Annotated in this window: 14 protein-coding genes; 4 read left to right on the forward strand and 10 right to left on the reverse strand. The window is 42.4% G+C overall.

The window, feature by feature from the left end; translation table 11 throughout:
• The first annotated feature begins 25 nt into the window (after window positions 1-25).
• From ACSX1H_RS01815 to ACSX1H_RS01825, 3 genes are read left to right on the forward strand one after another with little or no spacing between them, the layout of a single operon-like run.
• Window positions 26-880, forward strand: a complete 855-nt coding sequence (locus tag ACSX1H_RS01815; protein ID WP_439181834.1) for an SPFH domain-containing protein — start codon at window positions 26-28, stop codon at window positions 878-880.
• A gap of 4 nt (window positions 881-884) precedes the next feature.
• On the forward strand, window positions 885-1,064 hold the full coding sequence (locus ACSX1H_RS01820) for a type II toxin-antitoxin system antitoxin (RefSeq protein ID WP_439181836.1): 180 nt from the start codon (window positions 885-887) through the stop codon (window positions 1,062-1,064).
• A 50-nt stretch (window positions 1,065-1,114) separates the two neighbouring features.
• Window positions 1,115-1,543 carry a YybH family protein gene (locus ACSX1H_RS01825; protein ID WP_439181837.1) on the forward strand — a complete coding sequence of 143 codons (429 nt, stop codon included), beginning with the start codon at window positions 1,115-1,117 and terminating at the stop codon, window positions 1,541-1,543.
• 3 nt (window positions 1,544-1,546) lie between these two features.
• On the opposite strand, the gene ACSX1H_RS01830 is transcribed toward ACSX1H_RS01825, so the two are convergent.
• The 8 genes from ACSX1H_RS01830 to ACSX1H_RS01865 all read right to left on the reverse strand — a co-directional run bounded on the left by ACSX1H_RS01830 (window position 1,547) and on the right by ACSX1H_RS01865 (window position 18,754).
• The gene (locus ACSX1H_RS01830) at window positions 1,547-4,468 is read right to left on the reverse strand and encodes a GH92 family glycosyl hydrolase (RefSeq protein WP_439181838.1); all 2,922 of its coding nucleotides are present in this window, start codon (window positions 4,466-4,468) and stop codon (window positions 1,547-1,549) included.
• A 94-nt stretch (window positions 4,469-4,562) separates the two neighbouring features.
• Window positions 4,563-6,578: a basic secretory protein-like protein gene (locus ACSX1H_RS01835; protein WP_439181839.1), complete on the reverse strand. Its 2,016-nt coding sequence runs from the start codon at window positions 6,576-6,578 to the stop codon at window positions 4,563-4,565.
• Complete coding sequence (locus ACSX1H_RS01840; protein WP_439181840.1) at window positions 6,575-8,041, reverse strand: basic secretory protein-like protein; 1,467 nt, start codon at window positions 8,039-8,041, stop codon at window positions 6,575-6,577. Before ACSX1H_RS01840 ends, ACSX1H_RS01835 begins: the two co-directional genes overlap by 4 nt.
• Window positions 8,042-8,074: 33 nt before the next feature.
• Complete coding sequence (locus ACSX1H_RS01845) at window positions 8,075-10,414, reverse strand: GH92 family glycosyl hydrolase (protein WP_439181841.1); 2,340 nt, start codon at window positions 10,412-10,414, stop codon at window positions 8,075-8,077.
• Window positions 10,415-10,477: 63 nt separating this feature from the next.
• Window positions 10,478-12,790, reverse strand: coding sequence for a GH92 family glycosyl hydrolase (locus tag ACSX1H_RS01850; RefSeq protein ID WP_439181842.1), 2,313 nt, complete (start codon window positions 12,788-12,790; stop codon window positions 10,478-10,480).
• A gap of 121 nt (window positions 12,791-12,911) precedes the next feature.
• Window positions 12,912-14,411 (reverse strand): RagB/SusD family nutrient uptake outer membrane protein, encoded by a 1,500-nt coding sequence (locus ACSX1H_RS01855; protein WP_439181843.1) that lies wholly within the window; start codon window positions 14,409-14,411, stop codon window positions 12,912-12,914.
• Between the two features lie 11 nt (window positions 14,412-14,422).
• Complete coding sequence (locus ACSX1H_RS01860) at window positions 14,423-17,605, reverse strand: TonB-dependent receptor (protein ID WP_439181845.1); 3,183 nt, start codon at window positions 17,603-17,605, stop codon at window positions 14,423-14,425.
• Window positions 17,606-17,779: 174 nt separating this feature from the next.
• Entirely contained in the window at window positions 17,780-18,754 is a 975-nt protein-coding gene (locus ACSX1H_RS01865) for a FecR family protein (protein ID WP_439181846.1), read from the reverse strand.
• 151 nt (window positions 18,755-18,905) lie between these two features.
• On the opposite strand from ACSX1H_RS01865, the gene ACSX1H_RS01870 reads away from it, so the two are divergent.
• Window positions 18,906-19,745, forward strand: a complete 840-nt coding sequence (locus ACSX1H_RS01870; RefSeq protein WP_439181847.1) for an alpha/beta fold hydrolase — start codon at window positions 18,906-18,908, stop codon at window positions 19,743-19,745.
• A 43-nt stretch (window positions 19,746-19,788) separates the two neighbouring features.
• Here ACSX1H_RS01870 and ACSX1H_RS01875 read toward each other — a convergent pair whose 3' ends face one another.
• Window positions 19,789-20,385 (reverse strand): RNA polymerase sigma factor, encoded by a 597-nt coding sequence (locus ACSX1H_RS01875; RefSeq protein WP_439181848.1) that lies wholly within the window; start codon window positions 20,383-20,385, stop codon window positions 19,789-19,791.
• A gap of 127 nt (window positions 20,386-20,512) precedes the next feature.
• Window positions 20,513-21,793, reverse strand: coding sequence for a threonine ammonia-lyase (ilvA, locus tag ACSX1H_RS01880; protein ID WP_439181849.1), 1,281 nt, complete (start codon window positions 21,791-21,793; stop codon window positions 20,513-20,515).
• Between the last annotated feature and the right edge of the window lie 29 nt (window positions 21,794-21,822).

Consider the following 21,822-nt stretch of genomic DNA (forward strand, 5'->3'; position numbering starts at 1 on the left):
ATTGTGATATTATTTTGATATCACTATGAAAACAGAAAAACAAACTAAACCCAGAAGTGGATATACGATGCTTATCGTATTCCTGGTGTTGCTGGCTGCAACACTTACAACAATTGTGAGACTCGAGCAATATCTATTGATAATTGCCATCCCTTTCATCCTGGCCATTTTGCCAGGCTTCTTTATTGTAAACCCGAACGGCTCGAAAGTATTGGTTCTTTTTGGGGCGTATAAAGGCACCGTTAAAGACAACGGCTTTTTTTGGGCGAACCCGTTCTATACCAAAACACGCATTTCGCTACGTGCCCGCAACTTTGATAGTGACAAAGTAAAGGTAAACGACAAAATCGGTAACCCAATCCTGATTAATGTGATATTGGTATGGAAAGTAAAGGACACCTATAAGGCCGCTTTCGAAGTGGATCACTATGAAGAATTTGTGCGGGTGCAAACAGATGCAGCTGTGCGTAAACTGGCCGGCTCCTATCCCTACGATAATTTTGATGATGAGCAGGCAGAAATGACATTGCGCTCCGGCATGCATGAAGTTAACGAAGCCCTGGAGGAAGAAATCACCGAACGACTGGCCATCGCAGGCATTGAAGTAACAGAAGCACGCATTGGTTACCTGGCCTATGCTCCGGAAATTGCAGGTTCTATGCTGAAACGTCAGCAAGCCGTAGCGATTGTTGCAGCGCGTAAAAAAATTGTTGAAGGTGCCGTTGGCATGGTCGAAGACGCACTTACCAGACTATCTGAGGATGGGATTATTGAGTTTGATGAACATCAGAAAGCCTCAATGGTTAGTAATTTAATGGTAGTTTTGTGCGGTGATAAAGAAGCGACGCCCGTGATTAATACCGGCACATTACACACATAATTGTATGAGTAAAAAGAAATCATTTGTCCTAAGAATTGACCCTGAAACATTTAAGCAGATAGAGAAGTGGGCTGACGACGAATTCAGAAGTGTCAATGGTCAGCTTGAATGGATGATTCATAAATGCTTAAAAGATGCCAAACGCTTAAAACAGAAGAAAGACCCTACTTCTGAAGATGAATAAATAATAAGAGCAATTTCTATGGGAGTTGCTCTTTTCTAAAATTCCTTTCTATGGTTCGAGCAACTCTCATATTGCTTCTTGCAGTTGTTGGCTGCACTCCCAAAGCTTCCACAATAACAAACTACAGCGAAGAAGTTAAACAAACTGAAATGGCTTTCGCTCAAATGGCGCAACGAAAAGGTGTGTCCGAAGCCTTTTTATTTTACGCTGCCGAAGATGCCGTTTTACTCAGGAATAACCAGTTAATCAAAGGAAAAGCAGCGATTAAAGCCTATTTTGATGAGCATGCAGCTACCTACCAAGGTATTGAGCTCCAATGGATGCCCGATAAAATTGAAGTGGCTGCATCGGGCGACCTGGCTTACACCTATGGTAGCTACCAGTTAATTAACCATGCCAGCGGCCAAACAACAGAAGGAATTTTTCATACGGTATGGAAGCGCCAAAGTGACGGACAATGGCGCTTCGTGTGGGATTAAATTCTATTGATGAAAGAAACTGGTGGCCCGCATTGGCTGACGTTTAAAGCCTGGCCCTTCCCATTCTGTTTTTAACTCAATGCCATCTGAGCACTGGTAGAAACCTATTTCAAAGCGGTGATAACCTTTACTAAGCTCAATGCTGCATTGCTGGGCAAATGAGAACGACTTACGACCGTCGCTCTCAAACTGCTCTTCACCATTAATCTTCAACATACAACCATCATTAGCCGAGATGTAAAAATGGTAAGTACCATTTTTAGGGATGTACACTAAGCCATCATACGCTACACCAATCCATTCATTTCGGTTGCAAATAGCCAATGTAGGCACTTCAACAGCACCTGTTTTAGCAGGCTCCTCCTGAGCGTAATCGTAAATAGAACGGTAGATACCTTCGTAATAGGAATACTTCAACCCTTTTTTAAGTTGAGATGTATTAAGCGGTAAGGCATGTTCCTTTTTCAGCTCACGCGTCACCACATAACCGTCCTCACAGCCTTCCTTAAACGACCGCATCTTTAACGTGGTCGATTGATTAATCGTGAAAGGTTCTTTAAATAGCGGACTGCTCTTGTCGGGCGTTGTACCATCCAAAGTATATCGGATTTCAGCCAACTCATCATCACAACGCATATCCACTACAAATTCATGGATAAATAGATTAGATGAATTGCTCAAATAGCAATGCGGCGCTGCTTTGTATGTCAGTTCGCTTGACAGATGCTGTGTGAACCATTCTGTGCTGGGCTCAGTACCCATTTGCATCTGTAAGCTTCCTCCTTTTAACAAATCCTGATGGGAAATAAAGCTCTGGTGATAATCGCTATCGTTAAGGCTTAAATTTTGCAGATAGATATGATTGCTACTATTGCATTTTGCTTCAATGATAAAGGTTTTGCCATTATCCAGATATAGCGTCACCTTATCAAATATTGGTGAACCAACAGAATAGTATGGTGAGCCCGGATTATCAGGGTACAAACCCATGGCACTCATCACGTACCAAGCCGACATCTGACCGCAATCCTCGTTGCCACATAAGCCACCAGGCGTATCAGCATATTGAGTGGCCATTATCTCACGAACTATACGCTGTGTTTTCCACGGAGTTGCTGCATGATTATAGAGATAGGCCATGTGATGGCTCGGCTCATTGCCGTGTGCATACTGCCCAATTAGCCCGGTGACATCTGTTCCTTCCTCCAATTCATAAGCCATCTCCGTTTCGAACAGCCGATCCAGCCATTCTTCCAAGGCTTTTTGGCCGCCCAAAAGTTCGGTAATACCCACTACATCGTGCGGCACAAATAAGCTGTACTGATAGGCATTGCCTTCGGTATAGTTATACCCTACAGCCATCGGATCAAAATCGCTTACCCAGCTGTGATCAGCCATCCGGCCACGCATAAATTTAGTTGATGCATCATAAATATTCCGGTAGTTTGTAGAGCGATTCATAAAATAATGATAATCCTCTTCCTTGCCTAAAGCTTTGGCCACTTGTGCCACACACCAGTCGTTGTAGGCGTATTCCAGCGTTTTGGAAACACCCTGACTGCTCTTGTTGGAAGGTACATAACCTAGAGTGCGGTAGTCTTTCAGTCCACGCTTATCTAACATAGCCGTACGTTTCATTTCGCTATAGGCTTCTTCCAAATCAAAACTATCTATACCTTTAGCATGGGCATCGGCAATTAACGAAACCGCATGATAGCCAATCATGCAACGCGTATCGTTGGAGGCCAGCTCCCACATCGGCAGCTCACCGTATTCTTTACTTTTCTGCACGAGACATTTCACAAAATCAGCACTTAACTCCGGCTCCACAATCGTCAGCAATGGATGCAATGTTCTGAACGTATCCCAGAGTGAAAAGACCGTGTAATTAGTGAAGCCATCGGCCTGATGAACCTTACCGTCCATACCACGGTATCGACCATCCACATCCTGCGAGAGGTTAGGTGTTAATAAGGAATGATACAAAGCTGTGTAGAAATTTCGTTTCTCTTTTAATGAGCCGCCTTCTACAGCAATCCTGCCCAGTTTATCCTGCCATTCTTTCAACGCCAATTTATATGCGGAGTCGAAATTAACATTTGTACTTTCCTGTTTCAGGTTAGCAACAGCTCCATCCGCACTCACCATGGATAAAGCCACTTTCACCTCCAATTGCTCGCCTGTTTCCACATCAAAGTTTATGACTGATTGTAACTGAGTACCTTCAATAACTTTATTGGCAGACTGCAGCATTTTGTTCTCGTACAGATCAACCGACTTGAAAGGCTTTGAGAACTCAATGGCAAAATACAAATGCTGATCGCCAGCCCAGTATTTTGAACGACGCTGCCCTTGCATAGTATTAGGCCCGGTTACTTCAATTTCAGCTGCAATTACCGGATCGCGGTGAATCAGGTCGAGCATCATTTGTAACTTACCAGCATTATCAAATGTGTAACGATGATAACCAACACGCTCTCCTGCGGTTAATTCAGCTCTTACCCTGTAATCATCCAAATAAACCGAGTAATAACCCGGTGAAGCTGTTTCATTATCATGAGAGAATAAAGACCGATAACCTGTTTCAGGCTGTTCGCTCGTTCCGGTTTCGAGTTTTAGGTCGCCCATAATGGGCATGAGCAATACATCGCCATAGTCGCTTACCCCAGTACCCGACAAATGGGTGTGACTAAAACCAATGATCGACGAATCAGAGTAGTGGTAACCACCACATCCATCCCACGACTCATCATTACGCGTATCAGGACTTAGCTGTACCATACCAAAGGGGACCTGAGCACCCGGATAAGTATGCCCATGTGCACCTGTACCAATAAAAGGATCGACGTATTGCGTGTAATCACTTTGCTTCTTACAGGCGCTTAAACTAATCCCCAATAATATTATTAACCAAAATTGTTTCATCTGCTAAATTTTAAAAATCCCGGCTTTGCCTCAACCAAAGTTAAAGCAATCGCCGGGATAGTATAATCCACCTATTTATAACCTGTAACAGGAATTATTCAGACTTACCCAAAAGTTCAAGCTCTGCAATTACAAGACGTCCTTTTTCTTCTACATCAGCTTCCAATTCGATTTTATGGAATTTATAGTACGCTGTATTTTCAAAAGTAAAATCTTCTTCTTGCGCAAATGCAGTGATACCTGTATCAGTCACCTTTGTTATCTCAGTCCATGTCTGTCCATCATCCGAACCTAATAAGGTAAAACGATCCACAGAGAACACAAAACTATTAGTTTCCCATATTTGGTTAGAAGCACTTAAAGTCACCTTTGTTACATTGTGTTTATTCGCCGTTTCAAATACCATCCATGAGGTATTGGTATGATTAAAGAAGAAGGTACCCTGGTCGCCATCATAAGCATTGGCTGGCACTCCCCATTCATAGAAAGCATCAGCTTCCTGTTTAACTGTGACACCTGTATTGGCTTTAGTGATATCAACTAAAGAGGCATCGCCTACATTTACATCAGAACCAACAGTTGCAAACAATTCAACTTCAGCCAACTGAAATATATCACCTGACGTGTTCTCAAACTCAAACTTATACATTATATAAGCTGTAGCATTTTCGAAAGAATACTCATTTGTAACCTTTCTATCTGCAAAGCTTTCGCCAGTGCGCTTATCTATCTCTATCCATGTTGTTCCATCGTTACTAGCCTTAAGACTCCAGTTTTTAGGATCACGCTCAGGTGCATCATTACCAGATGTAAGAGTATACTTTGTAAGAACCGATGAATAGTTGAAAGAGAACTGAGCCCAAGTAGCGTTAGTAAATGCTAAAAACTTACTACCTGGATTGTTATCAATTAAATTATCTACTGACTCTCTTTCGGGTATTTGGACTTCAGTATTAGTTGAAATAGTGCATTCTATATTAGTAATATCAACTAATTCAGCATTACTTCCGCCGTCTCCTTCATTGCCGCCAAAATCGACATCTTCACCCTGACGCAATTTTGCTAGTTTTTCATCAATCTCTGCAATTTTACCGGTTTTCATATCATCCTGGTACTCGTTCCAAAGCGCCTGCACCGATTTTCCAACGATGCTCTGAGTCGCAGCTTCCCACGACCATGGACTGATGGTTTTAGCAGAATGATTGATCTTATTCAGGAAGTTAACATCTTTTGAGTGTAACCAATCAATAAAGAAGCCTGATGTTTTATAACCATCGTTCCAGTGGCCACCCTGCGCACGATCATTTGTTGTCAGGTAACCGCTCACATAACGTACATAGTCAGCCATTCCTTCAATAAAGCCATAGAAATCATCACCTGGCTTATATTCGCCAGCGCCCTGAGGCGAAAACTGATAGCCATGTGTTACCTCGTGGTACAACACACCTTTTACTTCGTCCAAAAGTTGAGCATCTGTCATCCCCTTATCCTTACAACTTTGCAAATACGTAGCACTAAAGAAGATACTAATATGTGGTGCCTGACCTCCTTTGGCTGAAATACCATCACGATCTTCAACGGAATAATCAATTGTTTGCAATACATCCATTTCATCGGGACAAATAAACAACCAGCGGGCCACATCAAAGCAAGCCGTATGTATCAGTTTTTCGGGGTCGGGTACAATCTGTTCGTAAAGACTTTTGTCTGATGAAGTATTTTTAAAATTAATGTCTGGCATTACTATATTTTGCCAACACTCATCGCCATAAACAGTTATGTAGCTTTCTTGCTCAAAAACACTTTGCTTAGCACCATCCTTCACAGTTAACATCACTTTATAGGTACCTTCAGAAGCATAGGTCACAACCGGGCTTTCATCTGAACTTGTTGATGGTGTGCCACCCTCAAAGTTCCATTCATAGGCTTTTGCGCCAATCGAATTATTAGTGAATTGTACCTCCTCATCAATAAAGACACGTGTTTTGTTTGCTTCAAACTTTGCCTTAAGCGGACTTTGCAGATGGTCTATATTGAACTCTGCTTCGTTCTGACATGACAACACTAACACCATGACTGCCATGAGTGAATAAATAATTGATTTTTTCATTTTTTTGTGATTTGATTAATTGATTCTTCATTTTTAAGATAGTCCTGATACTCGTTCCATAAATCCTCTACCGAGGCAGAAAGAATAGTTTGACAAGCTGCTTCCCAGGACCAGGGAATAATTGTTTTGGCACTCTGATTAAGCTGGTACACAAAATCAGGGTCTTTCGTATGCAGCCAATCAATAAAGAAGGCTGATGTTTTATAGCCATCGTTCCAGTGGCCGCCAGGCTTTCGATAGTCATAGCTTGAATACCCGGCATTGAGCCGAACATAATCAGCCACGCCTTCAATAAGGCCAAAATAATCAGCGCCACGCTGATAGCCACCGGCACCTTTGGGCGCATACTGGTACCCGTGAGCCAATTCATGAAAGAGCACGCCAACAATCTCGTCGATAAGCTCCTTATCAGTTAGCTCTCCTTTTTTATCCTTTAAGTAGCTTGAACTAAAAAAGATGTTGATATGGGGAGGATTACCCCCTTTGGCAGATATTGTTTCAATATCCTGAATGGAATAATCGAGCACCTTTAATACATCAATCTCATCCACGCTGCGATATAAGATTTTACAAACATCCATGCACACTTCGTTGATTAACTCAATAGGTTCAGGCACCAGCGCGTTGTATAAATCGCCATTGCCACCTAAAGTGGTATTCACAAAGTTGATGTGGGGATACTGAAAATACTCCCAGCCACCTAAGCGCTTCACATTAACAAATGCGTCGTGAAACGCTGTATCGGCCAATTGGTTATTTACCGTCACCAATTTAACAGGATACCTGCCATGGGTCGCATAAGTAACAGTCGGATTCGCCTCGGTACTTGTTGTCGGCTCACCACCTTCAAAAAACCATTGATATGAGTCGCCTTGCACCGACAGGTTTTGAAACTGTACTGTACCCTTATCGAAAAATGCCGTTTGGTCAGCCTTGAATTGGGCAATAGGCTGCTTATCATGGTTATCCCAAACACCATTTAGCTTAATCTCAGATATCTGCAAGATATCGTGTCCGTTAGTAGCCAGGTGAAAGCGATAATGTGCAAACGGTTCTTCAGTAACCACATTAAATTCCTGACTCTGGTTTCTTTCCTGGAAAATAACATCCGACTGCGTATCTATTAGCTCCCAGCTTTGTCCATCACGACTGCCTTCCAAGGTCCAGCTGGCCGGATCGCGCATGGGTTCATCATTACCCGAAACCAATGTATAGCCATTTAACCGGCTGCGTTTTACGGGTGCCAACAATACGGTTGCCGACGAGCTAAACGTTAGAAACTTGGAGTAAATATCGCCATCAACTACATTACCAACTTCCTCTCCCACAGGTGAATCACTTCCAATTGATTGAACCTGACATTTATAGTCTGTCACAACTACCGGCGTGTCATTTTGGTTCCAACAAGACATAAGAAGGGTAGAGCAGGCCAAGCTTAGGCCTGCTATCTTATTTAACTTCATTATTTTAACAGTTTTTTATCCCAAAAAGAAAAATTACTCTTTTACAGGTGTGAACGAATAGGGATAAGCATCTTCTTCAAACCCCCATTTTTTATTGGGTCGGCTGCTCATATGGAAGATTAGCTCACCGCCTTCAACAATATCACTGTGCTTGATAAATGTTCTGTTCAAAGGTTGACCATTCAGTGTCACCGACTTGATATAGATATTTTTTGAAGATACATTCTTAGCACGGATGGTGAACTGCTTGCCATTTTCCAATTGCAGTACCGCCTCATCCACCGAAGGCGAACCAATCACGTACTCACCTGAGCCCGGACAAACCGGGTAAAAACCCAACGACGAAAAAATATACCAGGCCGACATTTGACCACAATCATCATTACCACACAACCCATCCGGCTTGTTCAAGTATTTGGTTCGCATAATCTCGTTGATGCGCTCGGCTGTTTTCCAAGGCTTACCGGCCCAGTTGTACATATAAGCAACGTGGTGACTTGGCTCGTTACCGTGAACATATCCGCCCATAATCCCTTCACGGGTAATATCTTCGGTATGCTCAAAATACGCATCCGGTATGTGCATGGTGAATAACGAATCGAGGTGCTGAGCAAAAAGCTCTTTTCCACCCATCTGATTGATTAATCCGCCTACATTTTGAGGCACATAGAGGGAATAATTCCACGAGTTTCCTTCAATAAAACCAGCACCATGCGTATCCAACGGATCAAAATTATCCAGGAAATCGCCAGCTTTGGTTTTTGGTCGAACGTAGCCTGTGTGAGCGTCAAACAGATTGCGCCAGTTTTCTGAACGCGCCATATATTCCTGAGCAAGCGATTCTTTACCCATTGCCTTAGCTAATTGGGCAATGGTGTAATCGTCGTAAGCATACTCCAAAGTGATGGAAGCCCCGTAATGACTAGTTTCATGTGGCACATAGCCATACATTTTATACTCACCAATACCTTCGTAACGATCAAAATTAGCACTTGACAAACATGCTTCAAGCGCCTTCTCCGCATCGAAACCTTTGATACCATTTACATAAGCATCAGCAATAACGGGCACCGTATGGTAACCAATCATACACCAGTTTTCGTTTCCGTAATGGCTCCAGATGGGTAGAATGCTGTGAACACTCTGCTCATAATGCGCCAACATAGAATTGACCATGTCTGATGAGCGCTTTGGCTGAATCAGTGTCAACAGAGGGTGTTGCGCACGGTATGTATCCCACAATGAGAAAATGGTGTAGTTGGTAAAGCCATCGGCCTGATGAATGTTATGATCCAGACCACGGTACTGACCATCCACATCCATGTACTCACTTGGATGTATAAACGAGTGATACATGGAGGTATAAAAAGCGGTCTTCTTTTCAGCATCGGCTTCTACTTTAATGCGACTCAACTCCTTATTCCACATAGCCTTTGCTTCGCTGCGTGTACGCTCAAAGTCGAAATGCGGCACTTCGGCCTGCAGGTTTTTCAAAGCACCAGCAGTGCTCACTGCCGATAGAGCAAATTTGATGTTTATCTGTTCACCGTCTTCGGTATCGAAATCAAAATTGGCAGTTAAGGCTTTGCCTGCCATTTCCGGGAAGTTATCCGTTTGATCAAACTTACGCCAGAAACCATTGTACTTCACCTCTTCGTTATTGCTGCAACCATAGCTTTTGATTGGCTTCGAAAAACTCATGGCAAAATACTGGTAGTTGGTACGCGCCCAGCCACGAGTAATGCGATAACCCGTTACCAAGGTATCATTTTCAACACGGATGGTTGACCACAATACTTTACCATTGTAATTGTAAATGCCATGCGTTAAATCCAGAATGATATGAGCCGCATCTGATTTCGGAAAGGTATAGCGATGAAAGCCTACACGTTGCGTTGCTGTCAGCTCCGCTTTGATTTTATAATCATCCAACTCAACCGTATAGTAACCTGGTTCGGCCGCTTCCGTTTCTTTGCGAAATAGTGAGCGATAACCCTTTGATGTATCGTCAATAGTACCCGGATTGTGCTGTACCTTACCAACCGTTGGCATTACCAGGAAATCACCCAAATCAGAGTGACCCGTTCCACTAAAATGAGTGTGTGCAAAGCCTACAATCGACTTATCGGTGTATTGATAACCGGCACAGTAGCGATACACTTCCTTATTGTATTTGCCTTCGTGATAAAACTGTACACTATCAGTTTCGGGACTTAACTGCACAATTCCAAAAGGCGCACAGGCACCAGGAAAAACGTGTCCCATCTCCTGCGTACCGATAAACGGATCCACATATTGTGTAAAATCCTCATTTTGCGCCTTAAGCATCAAACCTTGAATTATTAATAAACTGACTAAAACTATCTTTTTCATAATCGTTGTATTTCAGAACATTGCCAGAGTAATGCGTGCAACACATTGAGTTCCTGACGAAAATTAAAGCTCGTTATTTGACATGGATGGTGGATAATGTTCTTCCGCAGAAGCCCACTCTTTATTTGGAGTATCGCCCAATACAAAATGGATATGGCCGCCTTCTTTAATATCGTTGAAAGAGAACCAGCTATTATTCCACTCCACCCCATTTATCTTAACCGATTGAATATAAACATTCTTATCAGAATAATTTTTGGTATCAATAACTAATTTGTTGCCGTTGCTCAAGGTCATTGTTACAGAAGGTATGGCCGGAGAAGTAATTACATACTCATCGCTACCTGGACAAACCGGATAGAAACCCATGGCATTAAAGATGTACCAGGCACTCATTTGTCCACAATCGTCATTGCCACACAACGACCCCGGTTCGTTACCATATTGCGTATCGATAATGTGACGGGTTAACTGCTGTGTTTTCCATGGCTGGCCAACGTATGCATACAGATGCGTTACATGGTGACTTGGCTCATTACCATGCCAGTATTCGCCTATGCGACCATGGATATCATCAACACCTTTGTAATCTTTACCGCTGCTGTAGGCAAATACAGAATCCAGCTTATTGGCCATGGCCTCTTTGCTGCCATATAGTTCTACCAAACCTTGCACATCATGCGGAACGGTCCAGGTGTACTGCCAGGTAGTTCCTTCGGTAAAGGCGCCTAAATGCTCAAAATGATGCGTATCAAAATCGGCCTTCCACTGGTCTTTGCTATCCTTTGGGCGCATCCATCCTATTTCTTTATCAAACAGATTTTTATACGCCATAGCTCGTTTCGAGAAACGCTGAGCATCGGCCTCTCTGCCCAAAGCTTTGGCAAAACGGGCAATGCAATAATCATCATAGGCATACTCCAGCGTTTTAGAAACCGATTCGTTCTCCAAATCGTAAGGCACATAGCCCAATTGCTCATATTCTGCCGTTGCATCGTACTCAGGATGAGTGGCTGAGTTCACACAAGCTTGGTAAGCCAGCTCCCAATCTACACCCTGAACACCTTTAAAATAGGCATCAACAATAACAGGCACTGCATGGTAACCAATCATACACCAGGTTTCGTTATTCCAGAATGACCAGATGGGCAATAGCTTATCAGGACTCTGCTGATAATGAGCTAACATGGCATTAATCATGTTGGCATTCCGTTCGGCCTGTGTTAAACAGAACAAAGGATGTGTGGCGCGATAGGTATCCCACAACGAGAACACCGTATAGTTATCAAAATCCTTGCACTCGTGAATATTCTGATCCAGGCCTCGGTAGTTGCGATCCACATCAAAATAGGTAGTTGGGGACATAAACGCATGGTAGGCAGCGGTGTAGAACGTTTCCTTCTGCTGCGGTGTACCTTCCACTTCGAACTTCGCCAACTCTTTATTCCATAGTTCTTTACTGGCTGACACATATTTCTCGAAATCCCAGTCTGGCATCTCCGCCTTCAGGTTTTTCATGGCATTGGCTGTGCTGGTAGGCGATATACCCACCTTCACGCTCAACTGCTCACCTTCGCTTGTCTGGTAATCGGCTACAAACTGAATATCCGGTCCGGCGGCCTCTTTACTGCTTCGGAAACGATACGTTTTGTATGAGTCGTATTTCACTTCTTTACCGCCTGAAAAGATGCGCGCTGCATCAAAAGGACGTGAGAACTCTGCTGTGAAATAAACGTAACGCTCCTTTGCCCATCCTTTGACCTGGTGCATGCCGACAATGGTGGTTTCATTAATCATCTTCACATTGGACCAAACCACATCAAAACGAAGCACATGACTCAAATCAAGTACCACATGGGCACTGTCTGCAGCCGGAAATGTATAACGCATCATGCCGGCACGATTGGTCGATGTTAATTCGGTTTTGATGCTGTAATCGTCGAGCACCACCGAATAGTAGCCAATCTCCGCTGTTTCGTTTTCGTGCGAAAATTTAGATAGATATCCTGGCTCAGAAAAATCCTTTTTCCCAGGACGAATATGTGTTGGTCCGACCGTTGGCATAAATAGGATATCGCCCATATCGGGGATACCTGTACCATGCAAATGTGTCATTGAGAAACCGTAAATTGTACTATCGGAATATTCGTAACCGGAAGCCGCACCCCACAGCCATTTTTCGGTATCCGGACTGAGTTGCACCATGCCAAAAGGCACTTGTGCACCCGGATAGGTATTACCCTCGCCCAAGGTCCCAACCAAAGGTTTTACAAATTGTGTGTAATCCTCATGAATTGCAGGTTTCTGCGAAGCTTGTCGTCCGCATGCAGCCAATATAAAAAAACTTACAATAGTAATCAGTTTAAAGTATGTCATCAGCAGTCTGTTAAATGAACAATTAGAAAAATTCCGGCTGTGTCTGAGTCCCATCAGACACGCATATTGAGCCAGAGACAGCCGGAAAAAGGCATTCTTATCAACCTTCCTATCTAAGCAATTAGTTGGATAAGTTAGGGTTATTATCAGTTGCAGTTAAAGGATATGGGAAAACTTCTTTTCCTGTAGTTGGCTTCTTATCCCACCAGGCCTCGCCAAACTTGCCAAAACGCACTAAATCCTGACGACGGTGTCCTTCGAAAGAAAACTCACGACCTCTTTCAGCCAGAAACTCATCCAAAGTTAAGGTAGCTTCGGTATAGTTATAATTGGCATTGCCAAAAGCACGCTCTCGCACTTGATTTACAATTGGTAAGGCCTCTGAAGTTTTATTCATTCTTACTAAAGCTTCAGCCTTCATCATTTGAGCATCGGTGTATCGCCAAATCACATAATCGTTATTTACCTCAAAGGCTTCGCCTATAACAACTTCATACTTCACGCTGCGCGCTCCTTCATCCTCGCGTGAATTAGTCATACTTGTAATATCAATAGTAAGCACCAAAGGCTCATCCTTAGCTTCTTCCTGACCTAATAACGGATTTCCTTCCTGATCAAACTGAGGTCCAACCAGGAATTGCTCCAAACGTGTATCGGCATCATCAAACGAGCGATAGTGATCAGGCTGTACTACAATACCATTCCAAGGCTTGTATTCTAAGTTGAAACCCTGCTGATGGCTATAGTGCATCATGAAAGCATGATGGTAAAAGCCGGTAATCTTGCTCTGTTCAAAAGGAACTACGAAAATATTCTCGTCGCAATTCTCATTTCTTGCTTTAAAAGGCTCTTTCCAGTCAGCCACCATTGAGTAGCCTTTAATCTTATCCACCTCGTTGATGCAATCCTGCCAACGAGCTGTTCCGATATACACTTCGCTGTTCAGGTACACTTTTGCCAACAACATATGTGCCGCAGCCTGAGTAAAATGTCCGTAAGCTGATGCATCACCTTTGGCCGGCAAGTCTTCAATAACCTCTGCGATTTCATCCTCAATAAACTGAATGACATCAGCAGCAGCCAATGGCTCTGGCGAACGAGGCTCTCCAACCTTAGTTACCACGGGTACATCGCGGAAGTTATCCACTAACAAGTAGTAGTGGTATGCGCGTAAGGCACGCATTTCGGCCTTCATCTGTTCAAGGGATACAGGCAGGTTCATTTTGGATACATCAACGCTTTCGATGTTATTCAGAAACTCATTACAGTAACCAATGGCCTGATAAGTGTTATTCCACGCCCCTTTAATTTCGTGATGTTCGGGTGTCCAAGTGTGGTAATGCAATTGCTGCCATTTACCACCGTCGTATCCGTGCTTACCTTTCTGAGGCCAGGCCGCACAATCAGAACTTAACTCACCACAAATCCAGTGCGCCAATGAAGACGTCACATAAAGACGTGTATAAGGCTTTAGGTAATTAGCCGTTACTTCTTCTGCTGAGCTGTAGAATGTTTTTGTGGTCGTTTCAGAGTACACAGTTTCATCCAGGTTGGTACAGGCTGCCATACCGATGAGGATGAGAAATGCCGCAAATGAATTATATAATATATTCGTTTTCATCGATTTTATTTTTAGAATTTAACGTTTAAACCTAAAGTATAAGTTGTTGTGCGAGGATAGAAACCGCGCTTATCAACACCGGCTCTAGCACCTAATTCTAACTCGGGATCCAATCCTGAGTAATTGGTGAATGTAGCCACGTTTAAGGCTGAGAAATAAACGCGAGTATAATCCAATCCGAATAACCAACTTTTAGGTAAAGTATATCCTAATGTAATGTTGTCCAGTTTTAAGAAATCTCCTTTTTCAAGGTAGTAATCAGAGTATTGAGGGTCGGCATTCACCATTGAACTACTTGCAGAACGCAACATGTTACCTGGATACCAGCGTGGGTTTCCATAGTACATCTTGTTCACATTCAGAATATCGAAACCAAATGCTCCTCTGAAGTTCATTGAGAAATCGATACCTTTCACATTTAAGTGTGGGCTAAACGACAAGTTGATTTTTGGGTTACCATTGCCCAGAAACGTACGATCGGCATCGGTGATGCCTTCTTCACCATCGAAATCTTCAAAGATCCACTCCCCGTTTTCAGTCAACCCTTTGTATTTATAGCCATAGAATGAACCGATTGGATGACCTTCTTCGTAGCGGAAGATAGTTCCTAACTGACCGGGAGCTGGCAGATCTTCGTAGTTAACAGCCTGAAATTGGAAAGTAGCATCTGATAAGCTTACCAACTCATTTTGGTTATATGAGAAAGTGGCATCCATTCCTAAATTCCAAACTCCATTGTTAATAATCTTTGTATTCAAAGCCAATTCAACACCCTGGTTATTGATTTCACCAATGTTGGAAAGAACATCGCTGTGAATCATTGGAGGTACTTGCGCAACTAATTTCCAAAGCAAATCGCTTGTTTTACGCTGATACACATCAACAGAACCGCTTAAACGGTTATTGAAGAAACCAAAATCAACACCAATGTTGGTTTCTTTTTTAGTTTCCCACTTCAGGTATGGGTTCGGGTTCGTGACTGAACCATATGACTTCACATGCTGCCCATTAATAATATATAAACCACCTGCTCCCATTCGAGGAATCGATTGATAGGGTCCATCTACAATGTTACCAGTCACACCATAACCAACACGCAACTTTAATTCTGATAACCAATCTGTATCACTCAAAAAGTCTTCTTCAACAATACGCCATCCGGCTGACACAGCCGGGAAGGTAGCCCACTTGTTGTTATCACCAAATTTCGAAGAACCTTCGCGACGTACAGTTGCTGACAGCAAATATTTACTTTCATAAGAATAAGTAAAACGACCAAAGAAAGCGATTAGCTTCTCGGTTTGCTTGTAGCTGTCCATTGCAGCACGACCTTCAGTCAAACCACTACCAGCACCTAAGTCGTGATATTGCTGTGCATCACTGATAAAATCTTTGTTCTCAGCCCAAAAATCTTCGTATGAACGACCTTCATAACTGTATCCACCTAACATGGTGAATACATGATTGTTAAGCACTTTTTTATAATTCGCTGTTCCTTCAAACATTTTTTTGTAGCGATGCCATGTTTTTTGCTTGGCACGACCCTGGTATCCACCAAAGCTAGAGCTCTGAGATTCAATCTCATCATATTCATGCTCCAATAAATCACGTATATCCAAAGCACCAAAGCCACTCAATGTGAAATTATCAAACACTTCAAAATCGGCTCTTAAGCTGATCTGGCTGTTCTTCTCTTTGCCACCACGACGCTCCTGATTCAGTTTAGCAACCGGGTTGAACTCACCATAACCACCAGGCTGCCAATAAGTACCATCTTCATTATGAACTGGTTGTGTAGGATTCATAATAGCTGCCATATCAAAGGCTGAATAAGAAGTATAATCCTTGTCAATAAAGGTTGAAGACATATTTAACTGTACTTTCAAACGATCGGCGTAGCCTTTATGTGTCAGATTGATACGACCATTCAAGTACTCCTGACCAGTATTAATTACAATCCCTTCAAGGTTACGGTAGTTAACCGAAGCACGATAACTTAAGTTCTGATTTCCACCTGATAACGACACGTTATGTACATGGGACACATTCTTACGAATGATCTCTTTAGACCAGTTCGTACTGGCTCCTCCATCGACATAGTTGATGCCAGTAGCATCGCCATATGCACGGTACTCATCAGCCGACAACACATTTGGCAAAGCCACAGCATCCTCAGTAGAAACGTAACCAGAATACTCAACTTTCAAATCGCCTGTTGAACCTTTCTTAGTTGTGATTATGATTACTCCGTTTGTACCACGAGTTCCGTAGATAGCAGCTGCCGAACCATCGCGAAGCACATCCATGCTTTCGATGTCTTCCGGAGCAACTGAGCTGATATCTCCACCTGTGATTCCATCAATAATAATCAACGGATCAGATGAGGCATTTAATGAGGAAGTACCGCGCAGACGAACGCGAGGCGAGGCATTCGGATCGGTTCCTGCTGTACGCACAATCTGTAAACCAGCCACTTTACCTTCAATCGACTGCAAGGCGTTAGTTGCAAAACCTTTATTAAAATCATCAGCTGTTACTTTAGCAATAGAGCTGGTCACCTCAGTTTTCTTCTGAATACCATATCCAACTGCTACTACTTCCTGTAGTCCGATTGACTCTTCTACCAAAGTAATATTAATGGAAGTACGACCGGCCACATTCACATCCTGCGCCTGAAAACCAATAAAAGAGAAGGTAAGAACTGCATCTTCCGAAACCACCTCAATCTTATAGGTTCCGTCCACATTGGTAATAACTCCATTGCTACGGTTCGCCTTTTCAAACACGTTAACGCCAGGTAACGGTTCGCCTGTATCATCAGTAACCAACCCTTCGATTACCAATTGCTGTTGCACCATCTGCTCTTTACTTTGCTGTTCTTCAAGTGATGAGGCACTAACCGGATAAATAATCACATTATTATCCACGATTCGGTAATCCAGGCCTTTCTGATATAACAGAATCTGCAACACTTCAGATACCTCTTTGTTGGTTGCATTAATAGATACCTGGCTATTATCATTCACCAAATCATTATTATAAATAAAGTTTAGATTACTCTGACTCTGAAGCTCTTCTAATACTTCCTTGAGGCTTGCATTGTTAATGTTTACATTGACCTTCTGTGATTGGGCTTCGGTGACAGCCGAAACCTGAAGGCCGAAAAAGATGATCAATACTAATGTCAATCTCATGACTTTCCACAATTTACCGTAGGAATTGCCTAAACGCAATCCTTCCCGGAACGGTTTTTTTTTCATAAATTTGAATCGTTTACTTGTTAAACAAAAAATTGAAATCTAATTTTTGAGGAGATGTTGGCGCATCTCCTTTTTATTTGTCTTTACATTGCTGCTGATTTAAGTTCCCTAATTCGAAATCAAAATATATTCGCCTGAAGTCTCAAAGCTAAAAGGTCGGGCGGCCGACAAATAACCCAAGATCTCAAACAACTGTGCTTCACTAAAATCGCCGGAGAAACGGTAATTCTTCACCTCATCATTCAAAATGATAATCTTTGTATCGAAGCGACGCTCCAATATTCTGGCAATCTCAGTCATCGTATGATTATAAAAAACGAGTCTGCCATTTCTCCATTCTTCAGACTGACTCTGCTGCTGTTTCTGCACTTTCAGCTCTCTCGTTTGCTTGTCAAACACCGCTTCGTGTCCAGGACTCAGATAAACAGGTTGCTGCTGATTAAAGTCGCCATCCAACTGAATTTTTCCTTCATCCAACACTGCTGTTATCTGGTTTTCATTGGCATAAGCTTTCAAATCGAAGCGCGTCCCCAACACCTTTACCTTCAAATGTGAGGTGCTAATCTCGAACGGTTTTTTCACATCCTTCACAACATCAAAGTAACCTTCACCCATCAGTATTACCTGTCGCTTGTCGGTTGAAAAACCTTCCTGTATCACCAAGGTTGAACCGGCATTCAAATCAACTTTAGTGCCATCGGGCAATACCACTTTTTTTACTTCACCGGCATTGGCCACATATTGAATCAACTCTGTACTGCCAGTACTTAAGAAACTCCATGCCAACGACACGCCTAAGGCTACAACTAATATGGCAACAGCACTGTACCAAACTGCCATTTTAGGGCGTTTGATATCCTGCACACCAATTATTTGCTTCATGGTTGATGTAAGAATGCGGTCACGGGAATGTTGTTTAACCTGCGGAAAAAACTTGTGCCAAAACACTTTAAGTGAATGATGCTTTCTTCCCAACACCTCATCCTGATTAAGCTCCTGCTCCAAATCGTCACGCTCCTTGCTGTTTAATTCACCTGTCAGTTCCCTGGCCAATAATCTATATTTCTCTTCGATATTATTCATGCATATTTGTGCTTTGCATATACATGACGCAAAGAGCATGAAAATCCCCAGTGAATTTTTTGATTTTTTTAATAAAATTTTGAAATTCGATTATATCTAACTGATATACTGCCGCTATCCATAAGCAAGGTATGAACTTAAAAACAATCTTATGAAATCTTATTTGTTAGTATTTTTAATGACCTTCTCTTTAATAAACAGTTATGGTCAATCAACAGAAGAAAACATTTACGGTTCAAATCTTGAAATTGGGAAGTATGCAACAATTAATGGTAATAAAATTTACTATGAGACTTATGGACAAGGTACTCCTTTATTGTTACTCCATGGCGGATTAGGATCCATCTCGAATTTCATGTATTCAATTCCTGCTTTCTCGGAACATTTTAAAGTTATTGCAATAGATAGTCCGGGACATGGTCGATCAAGCCATGTTGACTCTTTAAGTTATCCCTATCTTACCGAAAGGATATCAGAGTTTATTGATTATATGAACCTGGATAGCTTATACATACTTGGCTTTAGTGATGGAGCTGTAGTGGGACTGCAGCTCGCAGCAGACCGACCTGACAAAGTAAAAAAACTAATTGCTATAGGTGCTAATATACGATTAGATGCACTTAGTGATGGCTCAATAAACTGGATGAGAAATGATATGATTGAGTGGGCTAAGAATAAGGATGGATGGTGGAATAAAAACATTTTACCATTGCTGGAAGAACCCGAAAAATCAAATATTTATCTTGAGAAAACTCAAAAAATGTGGTTGACGAAAGTTTATGTGGAAGATACGAAGGTTCAGTCAATTAAAATACCTACAATGATTATGCAAGGGGATAAAGATGGGATAAAAAAGGAACACGCTGTGGAGTTATCCAATTACATCGAGAATTCTCAACTATGTATACTGCCAAATACGAATCATTATGTCTTTGAAACGAAGCCTAAAATGGTAAATCAAATAGCAATCGATTTCTTTAACGAAAAATAAAAATACCTGTGCATAACAAGTGGTATAAGTTATTCCACCACGATTAACAGCCTGATATTGCAAGAAAAATACGTAAGGTGTTTAAGCCATTTCCACCTTCTTCCTTATCAATGGACTCGCAAATTTTCTTAACGGCTGATGCTACGTGATAGTCCACCGTCTTAACTGAGATATCCAACAACTCAGCAATCTCCTTGTACTTTAATCCCTGAATTTTAGCCAATGAAAACACCATTTTAGTTTGAGCCGGTAAGTAGTCAATGGCTCTGTAGATTTGTTTCAGCTGCTCATCCTTAAGTGCCGAATCATCAGGCGTATCAATTGGTTCAAAATAATACTGGTTGATATCTTCAATAGAAACTACTTCTTTATGTTTCTTTCGCAGGTAGTTAATAGATTGGTTTCTGACCGCATTAAGCAGGTAGCCTTTAATGTTAGTCACAACTTCTAGTTGCTGACGCGATTGCCAAACATTTACGAACACATCGCTCACTACTTCTTCTGCCAATGGAGAACTGGCCAGAATGCCTTTTGCAAACAAAAATAAGGCATCAGAATAACTATCCATCAGACGCGCAAACTCAAGGTGATTGCCCTGCTGGATAAGGTTTAAATTGATATGTTCGCCGGATTGGTCCAAGCTAACAGGTTATTTGGGTTTACGACCCAAAGATAACTGATTTACCGAATCATAAACAAACCTGATACACAAGCAAAACAAAAGCGCCCTGTTGAACAAGGCGCTTTTAATGTATAAATCACTAATATTAAATCAGATACTGAAATAGATCCGGTTTCTCATTCAAATACTCAGCAACAAAGCCATTCTCTGCCATGCGCTTCTTAAGTCCTTCAAAGTCTTCGGGCTTCTGCAATTCAACGCCAATAACAACCGGTCCCATAGCACGAGCTGTCTTCTTTTTATACTCAAAATGCGTGATGTCATCGCCAGGGCCTAATACCTTATCAACAAATGTTCTTAATGCCCCTGCCCTTTGCGGAAAGCGCACTATAAAATAATGCTTTAATCCTTCGTAGAGCAGAGACCGATCCCTGATTTCTTCGGTACGCGTAATATCATTATTGCTTCCGCTAAGGATGCACACCACATTTTTTCCGATTATCTGCTCGGCATAATAATCCAGCGCCGCAATGCTTAAAGCACCAGCCGGCTCCACCACTATCGCTTCATAGTTATATAATTCCAATATTTTGGTGCAGATTTTTCCTTCAGGTACCAACACCAAATCGTCGAGCACCCGCTGGCAAATGGGCAAAGTAACATTCCCCACTTTTTGCACGGCGGCGCCATCAACAAATTTGTCAATTTCGGCCAATTCCACCACTTCACCTTTTGCCAGTGCCTGCTGCATGGCAGGGGCACCAGCGGGCTCAACACCGATGATTTTTGTGTCGGGGGTGATTTGTTTGATGTAAGCACCAAGACCTGATGCCAGCCCACCTCCACCAATAGGCACAAAAATAAAATCGATGGGCTGTTCAGCCTGCTCCAGCAGCTCAAGTCCAACAGTAGCCTGTCCTTCTATAATATGAGGATCATCAAAGGGGTGAATAAAGGTACGACCGGTGCGACTGCATTCCTCCATGGCCGCATTAAAGGCATCATCAAAAGTGTCGCCGCAGAGTACGACCTCCACAAAGCCTTTACCAAACATTTTCACCTGATTGACCTTTTGCCTAGGGGTTGTTGTGGGCATAAAAATATATCCATTGATTCCCAATTCGCGGCAGGAATAGGCTACCCCTTGCGCATGGTTACCAGCACTGGCACATACAATGCCTGCTGAAACCTGCTGTTTGGTCAGGCTTTTAATTTTGTTGTAGGCCCCCCTAATCTTATAGGATCGCACTGTTTGTAAATCCTCCCTTTTCAGGTAAATGTTGGAACAATATTGCTCAGACAAGTTACGATTACGCATCAATGGGGTCGTTTCAACCACCCCTTTAATGGTTTCTTTGGCTTGTTTAACAGCCTCCAGCGTTGGGTAATAATCTTTAAAAGCTGCTATTCCGTTTTTAGTTGTCATTTGTTGTTGGGATAAAAAAGTACAAAGTA

Source organism: Carboxylicivirga taeanensis (genome assembly GCF_051851475.1).
In the GTDB taxonomy this organism is placed as follows: Bacteria; Bacteroidota; Bacteroidia; order Bacteroidales; family Marinilabiliaceae; genus Carboxylicivirga; species Carboxylicivirga taeanensis.